This window comes from Streptomyces sp. NPDC058872 (genome assembly GCF_042743065.1).
Lineage (GTDB): Bacteria > Actinomycetota > Actinomycetes > Streptomycetales > Streptomycetaceae > Streptomyces.
The window spans coordinates 114,403-134,903 of record NZ_JBHYMK010000008.1 but is presented as its reverse complement, the minus strand read 5'-3'; the positions used below and the strand labels follow the sequence as shown (position 1 = coordinate 134,903).

The following is a 20,501-nucleotide window of genomic DNA, read 5'->3' as shown; positions in this document are numbered from 1 at the left end:
GAGTGGTGGCCGGAAGCCCGGGCATAACGACTACACAACACCCGCGCCCAGCGGCGTGAAAAGCGCTGCGCGAATCGCACCTGCCTGCGATTATCGTTCCGCTTCACCGAACCTCCACATCGTGCCACGCAGGTGAAGCAACCGGGCCAAGGTGATCGGAGCCCTATCCTTGTCCCGGCAGGCCACACCCCACCCACCAGGGGTTCCCGGCCGCCCGGCCACTACCCGGCCCCCGTAGCTCAGCGGATAGAGCAGGTGCCTTCTAAGCACTTGGCCGCAGGTTCGAGTCCTGCCGGGGGCGCTCCGCACAAGACCCTCCTTCGGGAGGGTCTTTTTGCTGGTCAGGGAAGGTTTCAGAGCAGCCGGGGAACCGGCGTACACGACCCCGGCAGGGCCGGGGCGCGTACGGCGGTTTCTGGCTGATTCCGAGTTTCTGCGGGTGGCCACGGAGAATACGCGGAGAAATTTTCAGCCTCGGCTGACGGGGTCCGGCAGCTCGCCCGCCTGCTCGATGCGGCGCTTGAGGTCGTGCAGGTGCCCGTCCACGCACCGGGCGTAGGTGGAGAGAAGGACGGGGACGCTGTTGCCCGCCCACTCGGCCACGGTCGCGGCCGGGACGCCGGCGTTGAGCCAGTTCGTCAGGCAGGTGTGCCGGAGGTCGTACACGCGCCGCCCGAGCGGAGTCCCGAATTCGTACGGCGTCAGCACTTCCTTTCGAGCCCGTCGCCACGCTCTCCGGATCACGGACCCGGCGAGATCTCCGCCTTTCTCCCCTTGCATCAACAGATCGCCGGGCTTCAACCCTTCCTTCTCAATATGCGCCCGGAGGATCCGCGTCAGGGCGGGACGACAGGGCACCGTTCGGGTGTCGTCGGCGGCCCGTCCCTTGAGACCCCTCTGCTCGCGCACCTCCCCCGTGTCGGTCCACTGCTTCCCGACCTCGGGGTGGGCGGTGTGGAGGAGAAGCTCGCCCCACTGGTCATCGGCGTCCACGTCGGGCAGACGTACGTCCCCGACATCGATCGCCACGACCTCCTCGGGCCGGGCGCCGGCGTAGTACATCGCGGCGAAGAAGGTGTGCAGCCGCTGGCCGCCCCTCGGCCGGGCGTAGACCCAGCCGAGGAGCTTGGCGGCCTGCTCGCTGTTGAGCAGCGACCGCTTGTCGACGGCGGAGGACGTCTTCGTCGCCGTGGTGCTCGCGCCCTTCCCCTTCGGAAGAGGGTTCTCCTTGAGCACCTTCTTCTTGAGGGCGTACTCGAAGAGGACGTTCAGCACGCGCTTGTTCCGCCGGGCCGTGCTGGCGGCGACGGGAGTGCTGTCCAACTTCGTCATGGCCGCGCGCAACGCCGTCTCCACGGCGGCCTCGTCCTCCCAGGCCGCCATGGTGAGCGAGTTCCGCTGTACCCACCGCAGGATCACGGCGACCTCGGGCGGGGCCTGCTCCCGCTGGCGGGTGTTGAAGGCGTACTCCCGGAGCGCCCGGCGCACCTCCACGCCGTCGAACATCGTCGGCTGCGAGCGGAGCAAGGCGATCGTGACGGGAGTCAGCGCCTTGGCCACGTTCTTCCTGTTGTTCGCCGACGTCCGCACCCAGATCTGGTCGACGAACTGGACCGCGAAGTCGTACCACTTCGCGCCGGCCGCCTGGGAGATGTACGAGACGGGCAGGCCGGTGGAGAGGCTGAACGCCTCCCCCTTGCTGGCAGCCGCGACGAGCCCCGCCCGGAAGGAGTCGGCCAGGCCGACTTTGGCGAACGGCTTCCGCCACTCCTCCCCCGCCACCAGCCAGCGGACCGTGTACGTGGTCTTCGTCTTCCCTTCATAGACAGAGGTCTTCCAGAACTTCACGTCGTACGTCGTGTCCATCAAGCGGCGTCCTCGTGCTCGCTCAGCCAGATCTCCAGATCGACCCGGCGCACGCGGATGGCTCCGTTCGGGAGCTTGATGCACCGGGGGGCGCGCCTCTTCAGGCGCCAGTCGTAGAAAGTGGAGCGGGTGATGCCGAGCTCGTCGCACAGCTCGGGGACGGTGAGCATCGCGCGGGTCTTGGGCGTGCTGGCCATCGAGGTGTCCTCCTCGGGGCGAAGAAGTTGGAGTGAGAGTCCTCTGAGTCGCGGCTCAGGGCGGGTTCAGACGCTGCACCTGTCCGAGGCGGGGATTTCTGCGTCATCGCGTCATTCGCGTCACACGGCCGCCTGACCTGTGGGTTTCAGTGACGCAGGGGTCTTCGGCCTGCGTCACTGAAACCCACAGGCACTCCGTCGCCAGTGACGCAGATGACGCGGAATGACACAGACCTCGGCGTCTGCGTCACCGCCGTTGCGGCAGGTCAGGTGCCACTTCCGGCCGCCCGTGACACAGGTGACGCAGTGTTCCTCTCTTAGGAAAAGAGGGGGGTGTCTGTTGTTGTGCGCGCCTTAGAGCGTGAACAGGGAGCCGCCACGCGGCGCGTTCCTTGCAGCGGCGGCAAGCCGCCGAAATAAGAGGAGCACCCCCGTGCCAGGGCGGGGCCGTGCTCCTCTTGCTTGTGCGGCGGCCCGTGCGGCGCGGTCTAGAACATCCCAGCCTGCTCGTCGGGCGACGGCTGCGGCGGGCGGGCCATCTCGATGTAGCGGGCGGTCTTGGTGCGGCCCCAGTCGACGACAACACCGCGGGCGGCCATGACGGGCTGGAGGCGCTTGAGACGGTCGGAGAGAACCTTTCCAGTGGTCGGCCATCCCTTCGGCGCGACGCGCAGGCCTTCGCGGGTGTAGAGCTGGGTGAGGCAGTGCAGCCACTCGGACGACGTCATTCGAATGTCCGTGCCCGGGGCAATGCCGGTGGCGTAGTCGAGGACGGTCTGCGCGAGCACGTCGCCCTCGATGACATCGTCGTTGAGGTCGTCCAGGCTGGCCCGGTAGGCGTCCAGGGCACGGAAGCTGGTGGCGGCGTCGAGCTGCGCGCACAGGTGGGCGAAGTCGGCCATGCGTAGGTCGGTGGGGATGTCGGCCTGGGTGGCGCGGACTTTGACCGTGAGGTCGAGCAGCGAGCCGAGGATGATCGGCAGGATCTCCCCGAACTCCGCCCACAGCTCCGCCTCGGTCCGCCGCACTTTGGGTCGCTCCAGGCGGAGGGGGAGGAGGCGTTCGGCGAGGTCGGGGCGGATGACGCCGACGTCGATACCGGTCAGCAGCAACGGTTTGCGGTAGCGGGAGCGGACGACGTCGCCGTCGGTGAACAGGGCCCGCTTGACGTTCTCGGCTCCGGTGACGATGCAGCACATGGCATCGGACATGTCCGGCGTCAGGTGGGAGAGGTTGTCCAGCGCGGTGACCCACCCGGCCGCGACCGCTGCGATCAGGTTCTCCTCGTCCTTCGGCGCCCGGCGCAGGTCACTGCTCATGCCTTCGATGATCCGCAGGAGCATCCGCGCGCCCGTGGACTTGCCCGCCCCCTGGGGTCCGGTAAGGAACGGAGCGGGGACGGGCACGGACGGCCCCAGGCAGCCAATGAGCCAGGCGATGACCATGCTCTCGGTCTGGGCGTTGGCGAAGTTGCACAGCCGCATCAGCAGGTCGATGCCCTTGCCGTCGGTGTCCTTGGCAGGCAGGGGCAATTCCCCGGTGAGCTGGGTGCGACGCCAGCACACCTCCTCAGGGTTGGGGGTGCGGATGTCCCAACCGGTGGGGTGGATGCGGACGGACTGGCCGTCGTTGCGTCCCAGATCGAGCCACGTCGCCCCGTCAAAGCCGGGGGCGACGCGGATGTGGACGGGCTGCACCTGCTCACTCATGGCCAGTGCCTCAATCAAGTCCAGTGCCTCCTTGAGTGCGGTTCCGTTGAAGACGCCGTAGCCGTCCTTGAACAGCCCGACGATGAGTTCTTGGCGATGGCTGCCCGTCGTTCCCTGGGAGCGGATCGGGCGGGCGACGGGGTGCCCGTTGCGCTGGGCATAAACGGTGCCGTCAGCGGTGCGGAAGTACCGAAAGTGTTCCCGTGCGTAGTTGCCGATGACCTCGCGGGCCGGATTCTTCTCGTCCTCGGCCACGTCACATCCCCAGCGCGGCCTGTGCATTGGACCAGGCGTCCGTGCAGTGCCGGGGGGATTCGCCCTTGGCCTGCGCGGCGGTGAACAGGCGGGCGATGTGCGCCTCGGTGAGGCAGCCGCACCGGCCGTGCGCGGACAGCACCGCCAGGAACGTCCGGTACACCGTGGCGTGGATCGCGCTGGGGGCGTCGGTGATGCGCTGCTCGGCCATGGCGATGCCTCGCTCCAGGTAGGCGGGCGAGCGGTGACGGCACTGGCCGCCCCCGACCAGAGCGGGCACCGTGACGGCCCGGGGCACTGGCCGGGCCGTGGTGGGCTTCTTCGCAGCGAGCGTGCGGACGACGTCCGGCAGTTCCGCGAGGGTGCCGGTGCCGGGGCCGAGCCAGCGGGCGTAGGACATCAGGGACTTGATGTCGACACCGGGGCGGACGCCGTTCACGGAGCGCATGGTGCCGGAGTAGATCCAGTGCTCGCCCCGCGTCGTCGCCACGGTGCGAGTCGGGGGCAGAGCCGCGCGGGCCCAGGCGACGGCGGCGGCGTCATCCAGGTCGACGACGGTCACCCCCGCGCCGCCCGGGTGGTAGCCGACGACGCCGGCGACGCGCCACGCGGTCGACCAGGCGGGCGAGGTGAGGACGGTCGAGTCGGTGGTGGCGGCGGCCCAGGCGTGGCACGGGCGCGGGCAGGCGCAGGGGCCGGGGGTCTTCATGTTCGGCCGTCCGCCGCACGCGTTGTCCGCGCAGGTGCGGCAGTTGCCGACGGGGCCCTTCCCGGCACGGAGCGGCAGGACGGGCAGGCCCAGGGTCCCCAGGCGCAGGGCGAGGGTGAGGTGGTCGGTCCGGGCGTCTCGCCGGATCGGGGTGGCATGGGTCATGCTGGGTGTCTCCAGTTCGTTGTGAGCGTGCTGGATGTGAGGGCGGCCCCGGCTTTGGCGAGACGGGGGCCGCCCTTTGTGCGGTCAGGCGGCGAACAAGCCAGGCTGTTCCTGCCCGGGGCCCGTGATTTGTCGGGGGCCGTGGTCTAGGGCGTTGGTGGTGATGACCTGACCGAGGACCGGGACGCGCTGGTCGGTGATGGGTCCGTCGTTGTGGAAGCGCCACGTGCCGACTTCGTACTGGGGCCGGTCCTTGGCGGCTCGGGTGTAGCGGCGGGCCTCGCCCGGGTGGGCGTCATTCCAGGCCTCCGCGCACACCTTGTGGACGGCCTCACCGGCGTGGGACCGCATCGGGGTTGGCCGGCCGCACAGGCAGCACGGCCGGTCCCGCGTGTGGTCGAAGTGCCGGGCATCGCCCCAGTCGAGGAGAGGGCTCATGGCCGGGCCGGTTAGAGGTTGGAGACGGTCTGGATGAGGGATTCGGCGAGCTGGTTGATGGGGCGGGCAGCGCCGGTGGAGGCGAGGAAGAACCCGAATCCGGCGGCGATGAACGCGGCTCCGGGGCCGAGGCTGCGGGAGCGCAGGAGGAAGAACAGGACGAGTCCGAAGAGCGCGACCAGGGAGACGGTCACGACCATGGCGGTATCTCCTTCGACGGGGTGCGGCGGGCTGGGTAGGGTGCGGGTACCTCGGGTGCTGACAAGCTCGGGGGATTGGCCGACGGCGCGTCCGCCTAGCTCCTGCTCGGAGCGGGGTACGTCTCATGACGGGCGCCGTCGGCCGCTTTCGTGTCCGGGGTCAGCGGGTGCCGGCGCGGTGGATCGCGCGGCTGTGGTTGTGCAGGCGGCGTCCGACGCGGAGGCGCTTGCCGTGGCCCTTGCAGCGGCGGCAGGGCTTGGCCTTCTTGGGGCGTCCCTTGCGGTCGAGGACGACCTTCCCGCCGAGCCCTCGGCACGTGCGGCAGGTCCCGAACGGGGACGCCGCACACAACAGCGTGTAACCGGCGAGGGCGGCGAGCAGGAGCAGGGCACTAGCGGTGAGCATGGATGGCCGTTTCCTCTCCAGGGGCGGATTCCGGGGTTTTCGCAGGTGGACTGCTAGACGCTAGATCACAGGTCAGCGACCCTATGGGGTGCTAGCGCGGCTGCTAGACCTAGCAGCGGATCCTGCTAGGTCTAGCGGTGCTGCTGGGGTTAGGCGGCGGCCCGGTCGGCGTTACGGCGAGTGATGGCGGCGGTGATGTCGGTGCGGTCGATGCCGCGCCGGTTGGCGCCCTTGCCCTCGTCCGTGGTGCCCCAGACCTGGCCCGCCTTGATGCCGTAGGGCTTCAGCGCCGCGGTGACGTTCTCGCCCTTCCACCCCGCGTACGTGTCCGGGCGAAGGGAGATGAGGCGGGTGGCGATGCGCTCGCACCACACGGCCTTCTCGCCCTCGGTCATGACGCCGAGGACGTCGGCGAGGATGTCGTTGCCGGTGGTCTTGTCGGGGCCCTTGCCGATGGCGTGGCCGGTGACGTTGCCGTAGTCCTCGCGGGCCTTGCGGGCGCGGGTGACGACCTGTTCGGCGGCGACGGCGTCGACGAACGCGGAGGCGACGATGCGGGGGTCGTCGCCCTCGCCGGCCATCCAGCAGATGCCCCGGTCGGAGCGGGAGAACATGGTGGCCCGGTACCCCGACTTGTACATCGAGGTGCCCAGCACCATGTCGTTGGCGGGCTGCCCCATGACCTTCAGGCAGAACCTGAGGATCGCGTTCGCGGAGATGCCGGTGGGCAGCGACTTCGCGTCCGGGCGCTGGGTGCCGAACAGGGTCACGATCCCCAGCGCGGGGCCGCGCTTGACCAGGTCGGTGCAGATCGCCTCGATCTCCGCGCCGTGCTCGGCGTGCTCGAAGGGCACCTGGCACTCGTCGAACCCGACGACGATCGGGTGCAGGCCGAGGGACTTGTCGTCGGCGAGGGCGGGGGTGACCTTCGACTCCGGACAGCGCGAGCGCGGCAGGGACTTGATGACCTTCGCCCGGCGCCGCAGCTCTTCCTTCAGCTCCCGCAGCGACTCGACGACGTAGCCGATGTCGTCGTCCTCCTCGCCGGCGCGGTAGCGGTGGCAGATCGGTTCCAGGGCGCCGAAGTCGCCGGTGCCCTTGAAGTCGAACGCGTGGATCTCCGCGCGAGGGTCGAGGGCGGCGATAAGGAGGAGCAGCCGCATGAGGAAGGTCTTGCCCATGCGGGGGACGGAGCCGACGACGACGGCCGCGAACATCAGGGTCACCGTGACGTCGCGCATGCGCTGGTCGTTGCCGAACACGACCGGCTTGAACAGGTCCACCGTGCCGGTCTTCAGCAGCGGCCAAGCGGGCTTGGTGGTCTCGTTCATCGGCTTGTCCCCCACCCACAGGACCAGCCGTCCCTCATGCTCAGTCGGGTCGGGGGCGGGCCACACGCAGCCGACCTTGCGGCGCAGGCCGGAGGCGAGGGGCTTGCGGGCCTCCATGATGTCCTCCGGCGTCACGCCGTAGGGGAGGTCGAGGTCGGCCCGGTAGCCGGGCCCGTCACGCACGATCTCGCTGGTGAAGCGCAGGCCGTTCATGTCGCCGCCCTTTTTGATGGCGGCGGAGATCTTCGCGTTCCCGATCGAGTCCAGACCGCGCAGCACGATCGACCCGGTGAGCTTTTGGATCTCGGTCTTCAGCACGGCCGGGCCGACGACCGGGGCATCGGGCTGCTGCCCGCCCATCCCCAGCAACAGCACCCCGCCCGTGGCGAAGACGAACAGGTAGGCGGGGGCGACGACGTACAGCCACAGGGCGAAGGAGGCACCGAACACAAGGGACACCAGGGTGACCAGACCACGCAGCCGGATCCGTCCGGCACGCAGCTTGGCCAGGCGCATGTACTCCTCCACGTCCTCCGTGCGGACCGCGTAGTCGCGCAGCGGGGCGGCCTCCCGGTCCCACACCCACCGGTTGGTGGAGGCGATGAACCGGCAGGTTCCCCGCGGCGACATCAGGGCCAGGCGTCCGGCGTAGACGGGGATGCGGACGCCGTGGAAGAGGGCGGCGTAGCCGAGGTTCGCGCCGGTGTGGCGGGCGGTGGCGAGGAAGTCGCGGCGGTTGGTGAGCCATCCGGCGAGGACCGGCTTGCGCTTCTCGATGGTGACTTTCGGGTCGGGTAAGGCCGGGTTGTCCACCGCCAGCGGGGCGGTGGGCGTCTCGTGGTCGATGTCGGGGACCGGCCGCAGGTGCGCGGCCACGGGCGTCTCGGTCATGCTGGGTGTCTCCTGCTGCTCGAAAGGGTGGAGGGAAAGGGCCCGGGGCGGTCGGGATGCTTGGCGGCTGTCGGCCGCCCCGGGGCACAGCTACTTGCCGTTCTTGCGGGCGTTCTTCTCGGCGCGCTCGCGGGCGTGGTCGAGGAGGCGGTCGACCTTCTTCTCCAGGTCGTCTTGGTGGACGTGCTCGCCGGCGATGCCGCGCTTGGCCATGCGGGCGACGTACCAGCCGAACTTGGCCTTCTCCCCCGTGGTGAGCGGCGGGTGGTTCGGGTCGTACTCGTTGTTCTTCCTGCTGGCCACGATTGATCCCTTCCGGTGCCGGGACTGTCCCGGCTCCCCTTCCACCCCCGACCAACTCGGTTGGGGGTGGGCGGGCAGCCGTCAGCGGCGGCGCAGGTACTTCGCGGCCTTGCCCACGTTCTTCGCCGCGTTCGTCCCCTCCGTGCCACCCACCGACCTCACGACGGACACGACGCCCCAGGACAGGGCGGCGGCGAGGAACGCGAGCAGGGCGAGGTTCGCGGCGATCGCCGTGAGGGCGCCGACCAGCAGCGGGCCGAAGTAGACGCCGGCGGCGACGGTGCCGGCACCGATGCCGGAGCCGAGTGCGATCCGCTGGACGGTGCGGTCGGGCGGGGCCTGGTGGATGTGCTGGTGCACCACCTGCGGCACCGGGGCGACGGGCTGAATGGGGGTGGGGAGGTGGTCGGCGTAGGTGTAGGTGCCGTCCGGGAGCCGGACGACCGGGGCGGGTTCGGGGAGGTTCGACATGGGTTCTCCCAGGTCAGAGGTGACGGTTAGAGTCACGGGCCATGGGGGCGATCGAGATCGAGGTGGACCCGCTGCCGTGCAAGTGGTGCGGGCGGCCACTGGAGCAGCGCCGGTGGTGGGCCTTGAAGCGGTTCTGCAACCGGTGGCACCGGCTCAAGTACCGGGTGGCCCAGTTCGTCGGCTTCGTGGCCGACACGCTGTTCTAGCCGCGGGCTGTGCTCATGAGGCGGTGGTGGTGACGCGTCGCCAGGCGGCCCGTAGTCGGGTCTCGCTCGCGCTGTGGCCGGCCGCGCGGAAGCGGAGCGAGAGTTCGCGGTAGGACAGCGGCGGGGTCTGGCTGGTGTGGAGTTCGGTGACGATCCGATCCAGGTCGTCGTCGCTCAGCGAGGGGGCCGGATCGAGGGCGGGGACGGGTTCGAAGGGGCCCCAGACGGGCAGTTCCCAGCGGGGCTGTGACGTGGGTGTGACGCGGTCCGTCACGCAGGTCAGGGCCCGTGCGGTGCCCTCGCCCTGCCGGGCCGTCTCCAGCGTCGACCAGGCCCCGGAGAGCCGTTCAGCGGTCTTGGCTTGGATGCGTGCGACGCGTGCCCCGGCCTCGGTCACGGCCGTCAGCCGGGTCTCCTCCGTGCCCGCCTGCGCCCGCAGCCGGGCACGGGCCACGGCCGCCTCGTCCCGGGCCTCCTGCTGGATACCGCGGATCGCGTCCAGTGCGACCGGGGTGAGCGCGGTGCGCTCCCACAGGCCGTGGACCAGCCACAGGCCCTTGGCCGCGAGCGGGAGCCAGGCCACCGCCAGCCACGGGCCGGGCGAGGTCTCACCCAGCGCGTGGGCGACCAGGACGGCGGTGGCGGCCAGGCCGAATCCCCAACCGACCGTGGTGACCGGGGTGGAGTGGTCGCCCTGGGCGGCGAGGCGCCGTTCGTAGGCGAGGGTGGCCAGCCACCCACCGTCCAAACCGAGACCGACCACCAGGGCAATCGGCCACGGCATCGAACCACCGAGCCACATCACCACCACAGCCAAAGTGAGGACCATCGACACGACCGTCATGGCGACGGCCGGCGCGGCGGTCACCATCTGCTTCCTCATCCCGCCTCCCCCGTCCGGGAGGAGACGAAGGGGGTGTAGGTGACCGGGTGCTCGGCCGTGTACTTACGGATGTAGGCCGCGTCGCCGGGCAGGTCCAGGTAGTCGGGGTAGGCGAGCAGGGACCGTAGAGCGACGCGGACGCCCGAGGTGCGGCGTTCGAGCAGTCGGTAGTACTTGCGGTCGTCACCGTCCTCGTTCGACGGCAGCGGCATATCCAGAGCCTCCAGCACCGCCGTCAGCAGCTCCGCAACGTCCGCCGGAAGCATGTCGCGTCCGCTCATGCCGCATTCTGCAGCGGTCATCGCTCCTCACCCGCCTCGGGGAACTCCTCGCACTCGTCGGCGCGGAGCAGGAGCCGGTGGACGGCGACCACGCCGAGCCCGGCGAAAAGGCCGGCGAGGGTGAGGTCCTGGTTGTCGATGACCTGGCCCCAGACCTCCACGGCGACGGCCAGGGCGATCAGGAGCCAGTAGGCGAGGGTGTTCACGCGGCACCCCCCGCCTGCGCCAGGCCGGCGCGGTTGGTCAGGGTGCAGCGCTCGGCCATGACCCGGTTGCGGGCCCGGCGAATCCGCCGCTCGTCCAGCACCGTAGCCGGACGATCCAGGGTCATGATCTGCGCGTCAAGCAAGTCGACCTCCGCCAGAATCAGCGGCATCTCCTGCTCGATCGCGTCCAACTCCGCATCCGACGGCTCACCGTCGAACCCGGCGGCCGTAACAACGGCCTGAAGTGCAGCGATGGACTTCATTGGGTGTGTTCCTCTCGGTCAGGAACGGCCCGAACCGAGCCCCCGGTGTGTCCGCACCGGGGGCTCACGCCGTTTGGAACCATCCGGCTCCCCTCAACCCCGCCCGTACGGAACCCCGCAAGCGGGGCCCGGACGGGCGGAGGAGGCAACCGGCCGCAGCCGCCGAGCGGCTGCGGTGGTCAGATGACGCGGTGGGCGCGGCCGCTCCGCCGGTCCAGCGGAAGCGGCGCCCAGAGTCTTCGTCGCTTCACGTCGGCTTCCATCGGGGCGGACATGGGTGCGTGGCGTAGGTCGCGATCTCTGCCCTTGTCTCACCGCACGTAGAGGACTCCTCGGCCGCCCCGAAGGGCGACCCGGAGCAAGGTGCTTACTGCTCGTGCGGCAGGGCCTACGGCTTGTCGCAGGTGCCTGACGTTTGACGGCCGCTCTTCCCTAGCGAAGGCTGCGGTGCGTCCTCTGTTCAGTTCTCAACCGTGGCAGTCGCTTCCTTCAGAGCCGTTTCACCGGACCCCTCCGGGCATTGCGCGGCAGCACGGATCACCGAGCCGAAGCCCAGTGAGGTACATGTACTACCTGTTCCTCATCATGCGGGGAAGGATTCACATCGTCAAGTCCCTTGGTTCTTCAATGGGTCGCGATGCCGTCCCGCTTGATGTGCCTAGCGTGGCCTGATCAGGGCAGACGCTGGACTTCGTAGATGTACGGCTCCGAGACAACTCGCTACGGTGAAAGTCGTCCCAAGTCGTCCCAGCAGGGGGAGAGCACGACATGGCCAATGAGCGGCTGCGCGGCGCGATCATCGAGAGTGGCCTGACGCTCGAACAAGTCGCCGAGCGGCTTGGAGTGTCGGCCAAGACGGTGGAGCGCTGGATCAATGAGCCCAAGCGGCAGCCGTACCGCCGGTTCAAGTACGCCGCAGCTTCGCTCCTGCAGTGCGAGATGTCCTACCTGTGGCCCGAGGAGCAGACGTCCGCCGAGGTCACCGAGGCGGGCAATGCGGAGCTGGTGAAGCTGTACCCCCATCGCTCCGTCGTGCCGAACCGGCTCTGGCCGCAGCTCTACGCCGGGGCCACTCGGCACTTCGACGTGCTGGTCTACTCGGGCTTCTGGCTCACCGAGGATGCTGCCTTCCACCAGGTGGTCAAGGAGAAGTCGGCCGCCGGTGTCCCGGTCCGGTTCATGCTCGGGGATCCCGACTCTGCCGCCGTCGCCACGCGCGGGGCGAACGAAGGGATCGGTGCCGCCATGGCGAGCAAGATTCGAAACGCGCTGGTCAACTACGCGCCATTGTTCGGACTTCCCGGGGTGGAGTTCCGGCTCCATTCCACGACGCTCTACAACTCCATCTACCGGGCGGACGACGAGATGCTCGCCAATGGGCACCTGTATGGAGTGGGCGCGTACATGGCCCCGGTCCTGCACATCCGGCGCATCCCCGGAGGCGAGCTGTTCGACGCCTACGCTGAGAGCGTCGAACGGGTCTGGGAGACGGCGCGGCTGATCTCCTCGCCCACTGACCTGGGAAGTTCTAGCGCATGAGCCGGATCGACTACTTCCGCGACCCTGCGGCCCCGAAGGCCAACTCGGTGGTGCCCTCGGTTACGGCCGTCGTCCGTGACGATGCCGGGAGGCTTCTGGTCATCCACAAGACCGACAACGACTTGTGGGCGCTTCCCGGTGGCGGCCACGACATCGGCGAGCGGATCGCCGACACCGTCGTGCGTGAGGTGGAGGAAGAGACCGGGATCAGGGTCGTGGTGGACGGGATCGTCGGGCTCTACACCGACCCCGAGCACGTGCTCGCGTACGACGACGGCGAGGTGCGGCAGCAGTTCTCGATCTGCTTCCGGGCGCACCCGGTCGGTGGATCCCTCCGCACGAGCAGCGAATCGAAAGAGGTCCGCTGGATAGCTCCGGCGGACCTCAATGACTTGGATATTCACCCGTCCATGCGGCTGAGGATCCAGCACGGCCTGGACAAGTCGCGGCGCAAACCCTACATCGGCTGAGTGCCGGACGCGGCGGCCATGCGGCCCTCCACGCGCTCGTTGGCGGCGTAGATCTCCGGCGCCGCCCGCTGAATGAACCGGCCTACGATCGTGTCCGGGCCGTACCGCTGCACGATCTCGTCCAGGCGTGCCGCCGGCGTCGTGTACTCGCCAGTCGGCGTCGTCGTCATGTCGGACACGATGAGCGCGTCCACCAGCTCGGGCCGCTCCAGCTCGAATTCCATCTCTAGCTCGTGCCGGAGGCCCCGCTCCTCGGCCTCCAGGAGCGCGCAGGAGTGGTGGGCGACGAGCCGGACGACCCGCTCGTCGGCGCCCTCCTGGTCCTGGAGGAACCGGGCCCCATCGAGCGGGTGGAAGCCGGTGGTGGCGATGGACGGGGAGTAGCCGATGTCATGCAGGACGGCGGCGGCCTCCAGCAGCTCAGCGTCCCGCCCCAGGATCGGGCTCAAAGAACGCGCCCGCTTGGCAACCCCGAGGGAGTGCGCCCAGCGGCGCGGCAACGGCTCGGACAGCAGCGATTCGGAGAGCGAGTACGCCCACTCAGTAAGCCCCATGTCTGCCAAGACTACGGCTCCACATGTGAGGTCGGGAGGGCGCGCACAGTACGCCCCTTGCCGTGGACGGTGTCGAGTAAACCATTGCCCTCCATCTGAGCAAGGGCTCGACGTACCGCCGTACGGGAGACCTCGAACCGCGCGCACAGCTTCGACTCCGACGGGTAGGCGTCACCCACCGTCAGCGCGTCTTCCGTGATCAGATCGGTCATGCGGTCAGTGAGAGACTGGAGGGGCTTGGAGGACACACGCCATCCGACACCGGGCACAGAGCTGATCAGCTGCTCGGCCTCCAACACTTTGAGCGCGCGCCTGATTGTGTTACGGGAGACGTCGTGCGCCCGCATGAGAGCGGCTTCGGAAGACATAGCACCCCTGAGGGAGCCCTCCTCGATGTCCCTCCGCAACGCATCAGCAATGAGCAGATAGGTTCCGCGCGGGCTGGCCTCCGCCACGGCACCTCCTTCCACAAGCTTCGGTTGCTGCCAGGGTCGCACGTGACGCCGACAAAGAGACTGTCGCGTGCCGATCTGCCCCTCCGGCAGACGGCGGAGCCCTGCTGCAGACCAGGCTCTCGGGGAGACCTAATCACCTTCGTTGAAATCTTCACCAGCGAGCCCGCTAGACAGGGCATCGATAATCTGCTGGACCGCATAGGCGTCACCTGCGGCGTTCAACCGAGAAAACAAGGCGCTAGCCTTGCTGAATTTTTCGATGGCCGCCCTCACATCTCCCATCATCCCGTAGGTGCGTCCCAGGTTTGCCCACATACACGCCGAAAGAATCAACCCTTCAAATCCTGAGAGAATTCGAATACCCTCTTCGAAGCTATCGATCGCCTGTGTAAACTTCCCCTCATCCGTATACAGCAGACCCAGTTGATTCAACGCCTGAGCTTCACCAAAACGATCCTCATTCAGCGAGCACAGCTTCAGAGATTCCCGGCACGCAGCAGCCGAAGCTTCAATATCCCCAATCCCCCTGAGCGCATTTGATAGATTATTCAACGCTTTCGATGCGTCACCACTCCTACCTTGCGCCAAAAGAAGTTGCACGGACTTCCGGTGCGCCTCTACAGCCTCGCCATAACGGCCCAGATCATGGAGAGTGCTACCCAGAAGGGTTAGCGATACCGCTTCACTTCCATGAGCTCCGAACTCCCGAAATTTCGCAATGGCCTCCTGATGCATGACAAGCGCCTCAGAAGGTCGCCCAAGTTCACGGAGAGCGCTGGCTGCATTATCCGTAGCCCTGGCGAAACCAAGGTTATCCCTTAGAGTCAAGTAAAGAGTCGCCGATTCCGAATGCGCCTCAAATGCCCCACGCAGATCGTGAGCTTCAAGAAGAGCATTTCCCGCATTATTGAGATATCGGGCCAGCATTTCATCGTCATCTATTTGCCGCGCGATAGAAATCGCTTCCCTGTGAAACCTGACAGCCTCTTCAATCTCGTGTAGCTCTCTGTAAGCCATGCCAAGGCTGTTCATTGCATTGGCCTCAAACTCTTGATTAGACTCCCCCTGAAGCAGCCGCAATGAAATGGTCATCATATCTCTCCACTCGCTATACAGACGTCGAGCATCGAGATACCTAGCCAACCTATGAGGAACTTCCACAGCAAACCAACGGAGCCCCTCATGCTCGGCAGTCAAATTGACGCCAGAAATTAGATTCTCGTACTCAGTATCGAACCAGCTAAGCGCCGCGTCGCGGGAGCTAAAAAGCTCAGACGACAGGTCGCCCCCCAGTGCCAGGGATGCATGGCGAGAGTGATCAGTGTAGTAAGTGAGCACACGCATCAAGGCATCCTCCTGGCCAGGCAGATCAGCCACCGCCTCAAGCGCATACCGTCTCACCAAGTCATGTAGTCGCCAGCGCCCCCATTCCGCACCTTGCTCTACCAAATGGGCGCGGCTCATCTCGATCAGAAGTTCCTCGGCAGCATCAGCCGTCACCTCAATCAAGCGAGCTGCCGCTGCCGTCGAGATATCGAACCCCGGAGTAAAAGAAATGAACCCCAACAGCGTCTTCTGAGTTTCAGTAAGCCGCTCAAAAGATAGATCGAATACCGCGCGCACTCCTTCTTCCTCGCGACTGAGGCGATCTATAAGGTTACTTCCTTCCTGTAGAGACTTTACGAGCGATGAGACCGGGCGCCGAGGTGTGTCTACCAGCATGGCCGCGCATATACGAAGCGCAAGAGGGAGGTAGCCACAGATTCTTGCCAGTTCGTAAGCACTCGCAAGTTCCTCATCAATTCGCTCATCAGGTGCGCCCAGCGATACTTCAAGGACCGCCCGGAGGACATCAACCGCAGGAATGGCGTCAAGCGGAGCAACCCGATGCACCCGCGCACCAACGTCGAGCAAATTCCGTGAAGTGACGATCCCGACACTACTTCCATCCGAAGGTAAGAGTGGCTTAACCTGCGCTGCAGACGAGGCATTATCGATCACGACTAGAATTCGCGACCCCTCCTCGGCATACGCAGCCAGAATCGACCGGTAGAGCCTACTTCTATCCTGAAGGTCAGCAGGCACCTGCTCCTCGGCTACGCCCAGAGAGAGAAGTAGGCTCGTAAGTGCCCTGTCAGCCGAGAGATAGCGATCGCGGTCATAGCCGGAGAGGTCAATAAATAGGATTCCCCCTGGGAACCAGCTACCCTCCGCTCTAGCGGAATGCGCAGCCTGTAGGGCCAACTCCGTTTTCCCTGCGCCCCCCATGCCTACGAGGATGTGATTCTTAGCAGCAGACTTACCCCCTTCCATGCTTTGCGGCAGGTCATCCAGAAGGGCCTGCAACTCAGGCTCTCTACCGGCGAATGCAGGGGACTTAGCGGGAAGGCCAAGGAGTGCAGGCCGAATCTCCCTGGGAAGGTTGAGCACTACGTTCCTTCCCTGGATCACTGCATGGAGGTACAGCCCCCCTCGAATCTCATTACGTGTCCCTCCCACATTCGCTTCCCCTGCATCCATCGGCGTTCCCAGTTATCCGTTCAAGCCGTTGAAGTTGATGCCAGAGAAGTCGCGTCCTTGAAGGACAGGGCCTTCTTGTGTTCCTCCGCTGATGGTGTTGCTTGTCTCCCCATCGCCGGTACGCAACGCCTGCGCCTGCTGGTGCCACTGCGTCAGACCGTCCCTGAAGGCTGAGTCTCGCTCCGCCCGCAGGAGAAGGGCTTCGCTCAGGGCTTGGGCTCGCTCCGCCGCCTGAGGTGATGCCTCCAGGGAGGCTAGCTCCAACTCTCCGCCTGCCGTCTCTTGCGAGTCCCGCCTGACGAGGTCCGCAAGCTTCACCCACAGTCGCTTTCCGGCTTCGCCCCCTGCCCCGCCGGCTACCGCCAGCAGGAGCGCAGTAGAGATCGGTTCCATGTTCGCCACCCTCCAGGTCTGTCGTTGACAGCGTCATGCTTCCAGAACGACCGACTGAACGAGGCTGGTTGGTGAAGACGTCCGTGCCTCCCTGTAGCAGCACACAGGCCGAGACCACCACAGCACGGCTTCCAAGACAGGCCTGGCCGCACCTATCAAGCTCTGGACCTTGCGCGGCCGTGGCTCCTTGCGCCCCCGGGAACGTCTGATTCCGGTGAATACGTGAGAACTCGCTTTCCTTGGCCGTACGGTGACGCACAAAAGCTGAGGTCAACGCCTCGCCATACGCGATGCGCTCGGGTCCCTTCTAAGCACTTGGCCGCAGGTTCGAGTCCTGCCGGGGGCGCTCCGCACAAGACCCTCCTTCGGGAGGGTCTTTTTGCTGGTCAGGGGCGATTTTCAGTCGGTGGCGGGGGCGTCAGGGGGACGGCCCCGGATGGCTCGTTCTGTCCGGCTGCAACCGGCCAGGAGGGACCTTCGCCGGCCGTCCGGACCGAAAACGGCCCGAAGTTTTGGGCCGCCCACCGCCCGCCTCACTGCGATCCGCACGCTCTTCTGCACCGATCAGCCCCCGGTCGAATGACCGTAAGCCGCCCTTCCGACCACGGGCTCGGCACACACGCATGTACGCGTTCCACTCCGGCAGGGCCCTGGCGGGATGCGACCGGGCGGAGATCTGCCAGGCCACCAGCAGGTCACCCCGCTCGAACGAACAAGCTGCGCGCATCCACTCTGCGCCGCACAGTTTGTTCGGGCTCACGTAGAGAAGGGTGTCTCAGGCGGTCGGCCACATCCTCCAGACGACGGTCGAAGGGGCCGCGCCCACGTGGTCGGCAATCGCGTCGTCGTCGCCCGCCAGGTGGCGAGGGGTGACCCCGTACACCGGGTTCGGGAGGGAGGAATCGTCGTGATGCTGCAGGTACAGGGCGCCTCCATGTGGTTGAGGTTCGGGGCGGTCGGCTACGTTGACATGGCCGCACGGCCGTATCCGGTGCCCTGGGCTTCTTTGCCGTCTGCCTCCGGCGAACTGCCTCAGCAGCGCGGCCCGGCCACGGCCGAGCCCCGAGACGTCCTCGCCGACGCCGCCTACCAGGCCGACAGGATTCTCGACTCCCGTGGGATGCAGGGCAGTCGGCGGAGGTGCTTCGCGTCGAGCTGCCGCCCGGCCGCTACCGCGTCTAGTTGTTGCGGGACATGACGTTGGTGACACAGGCCGATGTCAGTGAAACCAAGATGCTTCGACGGGCATCGGTCGGGTAGCGTGCGGGCCATGTCGAGTCCTGAGTCAGACAAGGTGGGGGCTTTCGGTCACGCCGTCAGCCCCCTGAACCACTGAGCTCATAGCCCAGTCGTCGCGCCGATTTTTGCGGTGGGACGAGTGGCGCTGGGGGCTGGCCGCGGTGGCGAGATGACCTTCTCGTGCTTCTCCTCACCTCGGAGCCACTCGATGCCTCTCCCGCTATACCTGCTTGCCATGGCGGTTTTCGCCATGGGCACCTCGGAGTTCATGCTCGCCGGCCTCTTGCCGGACATCGCCTCAGACCTCGATGTCACAGTCGGGACAGCCGGAACGCTCACCTCGGCCTTCGCGGTCGGTATGATCGTCGGTGCCCCACTTGTGGCCGCGCTTGCCCGCAACTGGCCCAGGCGCTCCAGCCTTCTCGGATTCATCCTCACTTTCGCGGCAGTTCATGCTGTGGGCGCCATGACCACCAGCTTCCCGGTCCTGTTCGCCACCCGGGTCGTCGCCGCGCTCGCGAACGCAGGGTTCCTTGCCGTCGCTCTGACGGCTGCCGCCATGCTGGTCTCACCCGACAGGAAGGGACGTGCGCTTGCCGTGCTGCTGTCAGGCACGACGGTGGCCACGATCGCCGGTGTCCCTGGCGGCTCGGTGCTCGGCACGTTGCTCGGCTGGCGGGCGACATTCTGGGCTGTCGCCGCTCTCTGCCTGCCTGCGGCTCTCGGTATCCTGAAGGGAATCCCAGCAGGACGTGATGAGGATGAGGCGACTGCCACGCCCGCGTTGCGAGCAGAGCTCGCCCAGCTCACACGGCCGCGGTTGATTCTGGTGATGCTGCTCGGCGCGTTGGTGAACGCGGCAACCTTCGCAAGCCTCACCTTCCTCGCCCCCGTGGTGACCGACAGCGCCGGGCTGGGCGAGTTGTGGATCTCTGTCGCTCTGGTGCTCTTCGGCGCCGGTTCCTTCGTGGGCGTCACCGTCGCTGGCCGGCTGTCCGACCGGCGTCCCGGTCCGGTCATCGCAGTCGGCGGCCCGCTGCTGCTCATTGGCTGGCTGGCCCTGGCGATGCTGGCCAACGAGCCGGTCGCCCTGTTCATCCTCGTGTTCGTGCAGGGCGCACTGTCGTTCGCGCTGGGCAGCACGCTGATTACACGGGTCCTCTACGAGGCCGCGGGAGCCCTCACCATGGCCGGCTCGTATGCGACCGCGGCGCTCAACGTGGGCGCCGCCGTCGGCCCCGTCATCGCTGCGGCCACCCTCAGTACCGAAGCCGGGGACCTCGGGCCTCTCTGGGCAAGCGGACTCCTCGTCGCGGTCGCGCTGCTCATCGCGTTCCCCCTCCTCACCGCCATCACGGCCGGCCGGAGCACCGAGGTGCTCCGGTGACACACGCGAACGCCCCTTTGAACATCGAGGGACGCCGACGGCTTGTGGAGCGCTGCCGCACCCGTCCGATCGCGCATGTCGCCGCCGAGGCCGGTGTCTCCCGCGCCTGCCTGTCCAAGTGGAAGAACCGGTACGACACGCACGGCGAACTTGGGCTGCAGGACCGCCCAAGCGTCCCGCGATCCTCACCGACCCAGACCCCACCCGATGTCGTCGAACGGATCGAGCAGCTGCGGCGGGACAACAAGTGGTCCGCCCGCCGGATCACCCTCGAACTCGCAGGCCAGGGAGTGCAGATCAGCGAGCGCACCGTAGGCCGGTGGCTGGCGCGCCTGGGCATCAACCACCGCCGGTTCCTCGACCCCGACGGCTCGGCCAACAGGCGCCCGTCGAAACGGATCGTGGCCCGCTACCCCGGCCACATGGTCCACCTGGACGTCAAGAAGGTCGGACGGATCCCCGACGGCGGCGGGTGGCGGGCCCACGGACGCGGCTCCGAGCAGGCCAGGGCCGCACAGCACGCGAAGACCGGTGGCGCCAGGGGCGGGTACGTCTACCTGCACTCTGCCGTCGACGGATTCTCCCGCTTGGCCTACACCGAGCCCCTTCCCGATGAGAAAGCCGCCACCACCGTGGCGTTCCTCAGCCGCGCCCGCGCGTTCTTCGCTGCCCACGGCATTCACCGGGTCGTGCGCGTGGTCACCGACAACGGCGCAAACTACCGCGCCGCAGTCTTCGTGCGCTCCCTGATCTCGTGGGCCTCCCGCCACCAGCGGATCAAGCCCTACACGCCCCGGCACAACGGAAAGGTCGAGCGCTACCAGCGCATCCTCGCCGAAGAACTCCTCTACGCCAGGCAGTGGACCTCTGAAGCAGAACGAGCTCGGGCGATCGCGGTCTGGAACGTCCACTACAACTACCACCGGCCTCACACCGCCGCCGGCAACCGTCCTCCAGCCTCACGCCTCCACGTGAGCGTCACCAACGTCATGGCCAGCAACATCAGTCGCTGATCATCGATCCCGACCCGAAGTCGCAGTTCATGCTGGACCGACCGAATAGCCTCGCCGGCAACAGGACGAAGGGACATGGTCGCGGAGGCGGCCGGATCAGCCTTGGGAGAGCGCCTCTCCGCTTCCAGCTGGGAGGCCCCGGCGCCCTGGG

22 protein-coding genes and 1 tRNA gene are annotated in these 20,501 nt (G+C 67.1%); 6 read left to right on the top strand and 17 right to left on the bottom strand.

From position 1 onward, the window contains the following. The first annotated feature begins 228 nt into the window (after positions 1–228). Positions 229–301: transfer RNA gene (locus ACFW22_RS07285), tRNA-Arg, on the top strand. A gap of 167 nt (positions 302–468) precedes the next feature. On the opposite strand, the gene ACFW22_RS07280 is transcribed toward ACFW22_RS07285, so the two are convergent. The 10 genes from ACFW22_RS07280 to ACFW22_RS07235 all read right to left on the bottom strand — a co-directional run bounded on the left by ACFW22_RS07280 (position 469) and on the right by ACFW22_RS07235 (position 8,941). Continuing rightward, the gene (locus ACFW22_RS07280; protein WP_386400208.1) at positions 469–1,866 is read right to left on the bottom strand and encodes a tyrosine-type recombinase/integrase; all 1,398 of its coding nucleotides are present in this window, start codon (positions 1,864–1,866) and stop codon (positions 469–471) included. After that, positions 1,866–2,063 (bottom strand): helix-turn-helix transcriptional regulator, encoded by a 198-nt coding sequence (locus ACFW22_RS07275; protein WP_386400206.1) that lies wholly within the window; start codon positions 2,061–2,063, stop codon positions 1,866–1,868. The genes ACFW22_RS07280 and ACFW22_RS07275 overlap by 1 nt, the downstream gene beginning before the upstream one ends. Positions 2,064–2,551: 488 nt before the next feature. Then, positions 2,552–4,027, bottom strand: a complete 1,476-nt coding sequence (locus ACFW22_RS07270; RefSeq protein ID WP_386400205.1) for an ATP-binding protein — start codon at positions 4,025–4,027, stop codon at positions 2,552–2,554. Between the two features lies 1 nt (position 4,028). Continuing rightward, entirely contained in the window at positions 4,029–4,901 is an 873-nt protein-coding gene (locus ACFW22_RS07265; RefSeq protein ID WP_386400203.1) for a DNA primase, read from the bottom strand. Between the two features lie 84 nt (positions 4,902–4,985). Next, the gene (locus tag ACFW22_RS07260; RefSeq protein WP_386400201.1) at positions 4,986–5,339 is read right to left on the bottom strand and encodes a hypothetical protein; all 354 of its coding nucleotides are present in this window, start codon (positions 5,337–5,339) and stop codon (positions 4,986–4,988) included. Between the two features lie 11 nt (positions 5,340–5,350). Continuing rightward, a complete protein-coding gene (locus ACFW22_RS07255) occupies positions 5,351–5,539 on the bottom strand; it encodes a hypothetical protein (RefSeq protein ID WP_386400199.1) in 189 nt (62 codons plus the stop codon). Between the two features lie 160 nt (positions 5,540–5,699). Further along, positions 5,700–5,945: a hypothetical protein gene (locus tag ACFW22_RS07250; RefSeq protein ID WP_386400197.1), complete on the bottom strand. Its 246-nt coding sequence runs from the start codon at positions 5,943–5,945 to the stop codon at positions 5,700–5,702. A 149-nt stretch (positions 5,946–6,094) separates the two neighbouring features. Then, complete coding sequence (locus tag ACFW22_RS07245; RefSeq protein WP_386400194.1) at positions 6,095–8,167, bottom strand: cell division protein FtsK; 2,073 nt, start codon at positions 8,165–8,167, stop codon at positions 6,095–6,097. Positions 8,168–8,257: 90 nt separating this feature from the next. Beyond that, positions 8,258–8,470, bottom strand: coding sequence for a DUF6257 family protein (locus tag ACFW22_RS07240; RefSeq protein ID WP_386400192.1), 213 nt, complete (start codon positions 8,468–8,470; stop codon positions 8,258–8,260). Between the two features lie 81 nt (positions 8,471–8,551). After that, a complete protein-coding gene (locus ACFW22_RS07235) occupies positions 8,552–8,941 on the bottom strand; it encodes a DUF6251 family protein (RefSeq protein ID WP_386400190.1) in 390 nt (129 codons plus the stop codon). 41 nt (positions 8,942–8,982) lie between these two features. Here ACFW22_RS07235 and ACFW22_RS07230 point away from each other — a divergent pair, with 41 nt between their 5' ends. Then, positions 8,983–9,147: a hypothetical protein gene (locus tag ACFW22_RS07230; protein WP_386400188.1), complete on the top strand. Its 165-nt coding sequence runs from the start codon at positions 8,983–8,985 to the stop codon at positions 9,145–9,147. Positions 9,148–9,160: 13 nt separating this feature from the next. On the opposite strand, the gene ACFW22_RS07225 is transcribed toward ACFW22_RS07230, so the two are convergent. Genes ACFW22_RS07225 through ACFW22_RS07210 form a run of 4 tightly spaced genes read right to left on the bottom strand, consistent with a single transcriptional unit; the run spans position 9,161 to position 10,780 of the window. Then, complete coding sequence (locus ACFW22_RS07225) at positions 9,161–10,030, bottom strand: protein spdB (RefSeq protein WP_386400186.1); 870 nt, start codon at positions 10,028–10,030, stop codon at positions 9,161–9,163. Then, complete coding sequence (locus ACFW22_RS07220) at positions 10,027–10,332, bottom strand: hypothetical protein (RefSeq protein ID WP_386400184.1); 306 nt, start codon at positions 10,330–10,332, stop codon at positions 10,027–10,029. The genes ACFW22_RS07225 and ACFW22_RS07220 overlap by 4 nt, the downstream gene beginning before the upstream one ends. Next, complete coding sequence (locus ACFW22_RS07215) at positions 10,329–10,517, bottom strand: hypothetical protein (protein ID WP_386400183.1); 189 nt, start codon at positions 10,515–10,517, stop codon at positions 10,329–10,331. The genes ACFW22_RS07220 and ACFW22_RS07215 overlap by 4 nt, the downstream gene beginning before the upstream one ends. Further along, a complete protein-coding gene (locus ACFW22_RS07210; RefSeq protein ID WP_386400180.1) occupies positions 10,514–10,780 on the bottom strand; it encodes a DUF6284 family protein in 267 nt (88 codons plus the stop codon). The genes ACFW22_RS07215 and ACFW22_RS07210 overlap by 4 nt, the downstream gene beginning before the upstream one ends. 768 nt (positions 10,781–11,548) lie before the next feature. Between ACFW22_RS07210 and ACFW22_RS07205 the strand changes: the two genes are divergently transcribed. Both ACFW22_RS07205 and ACFW22_RS07200 read left to right on the top strand, forming a co-directional pair. Beyond that, a complete protein-coding gene (locus ACFW22_RS07205) occupies positions 11,549–12,319 on the top strand; it encodes a helix-turn-helix domain-containing protein (RefSeq protein WP_386400178.1) in 771 nt (256 codons plus the stop codon). Beyond that, entirely contained in the window at positions 12,316–12,789 is a 474-nt protein-coding gene (locus ACFW22_RS07200) for an NUDIX domain-containing protein (RefSeq protein WP_386400176.1), read from the top strand. Before ACFW22_RS07205 ends, ACFW22_RS07200 begins: the two co-directional genes overlap by 4 nt. On the opposite strand, the gene ACFW22_RS07195 is transcribed toward ACFW22_RS07200, so the two are convergent. The 3 genes from ACFW22_RS07195 to ACFW22_RS07185 form a co-directional block, all read right to left on the bottom strand. After that, positions 12,777–13,343: an HD domain-containing protein gene (locus tag ACFW22_RS07195; RefSeq protein WP_386400174.1), complete on the bottom strand. Its 567-nt coding sequence runs from the start codon at positions 13,341–13,343 to the stop codon at positions 12,777–12,779. The two genes, ACFW22_RS07200 and ACFW22_RS07195, sit on opposite strands and share 13 nt — an antisense overlap. Before the next feature lie 11 nt (positions 13,344–13,354). Next, positions 13,355–13,798: a winged helix-turn-helix domain-containing protein gene (locus ACFW22_RS07190; RefSeq protein ID WP_386400171.1), complete on the bottom strand. Its 444-nt coding sequence runs from the start codon at positions 13,796–13,798 to the stop codon at positions 13,355–13,357. A gap of 129 nt (positions 13,799–13,927) precedes the next feature. Beyond that, positions 13,928–15,799, bottom strand: coding sequence for a tetratricopeptide repeat protein (locus ACFW22_RS07185; protein WP_386400169.1), 1,872 nt, complete (start codon positions 15,797–15,799; stop codon positions 13,928–13,930). A gap of 2,359 nt (positions 15,800–18,158) precedes the next feature. Between ACFW22_RS07185 and ACFW22_RS07180 the strand changes: the two genes are divergently transcribed. Together ACFW22_RS07180 and ACFW22_RS07175 are read left to right on the top strand one after the other, a co-directional pair. Beyond that, positions 18,159–19,337, top strand: coding sequence for a Cmx/CmrA family chloramphenicol efflux MFS transporter (locus ACFW22_RS07180; RefSeq protein ID WP_386400167.1), 1,179 nt, complete (start codon positions 18,159–18,161; stop codon positions 19,335–19,337). Beyond that, positions 19,334–20,350, top strand: coding sequence for an IS481 family transposase (locus ACFW22_RS07175; RefSeq protein WP_386400165.1), 1,017 nt, complete (start codon positions 19,334–19,336; stop codon positions 20,348–20,350). The genes ACFW22_RS07180 and ACFW22_RS07175 overlap by 4 nt, the downstream gene beginning before the upstream one ends. Positions 20,351–20,501 lie beyond the last annotated feature (151 nt).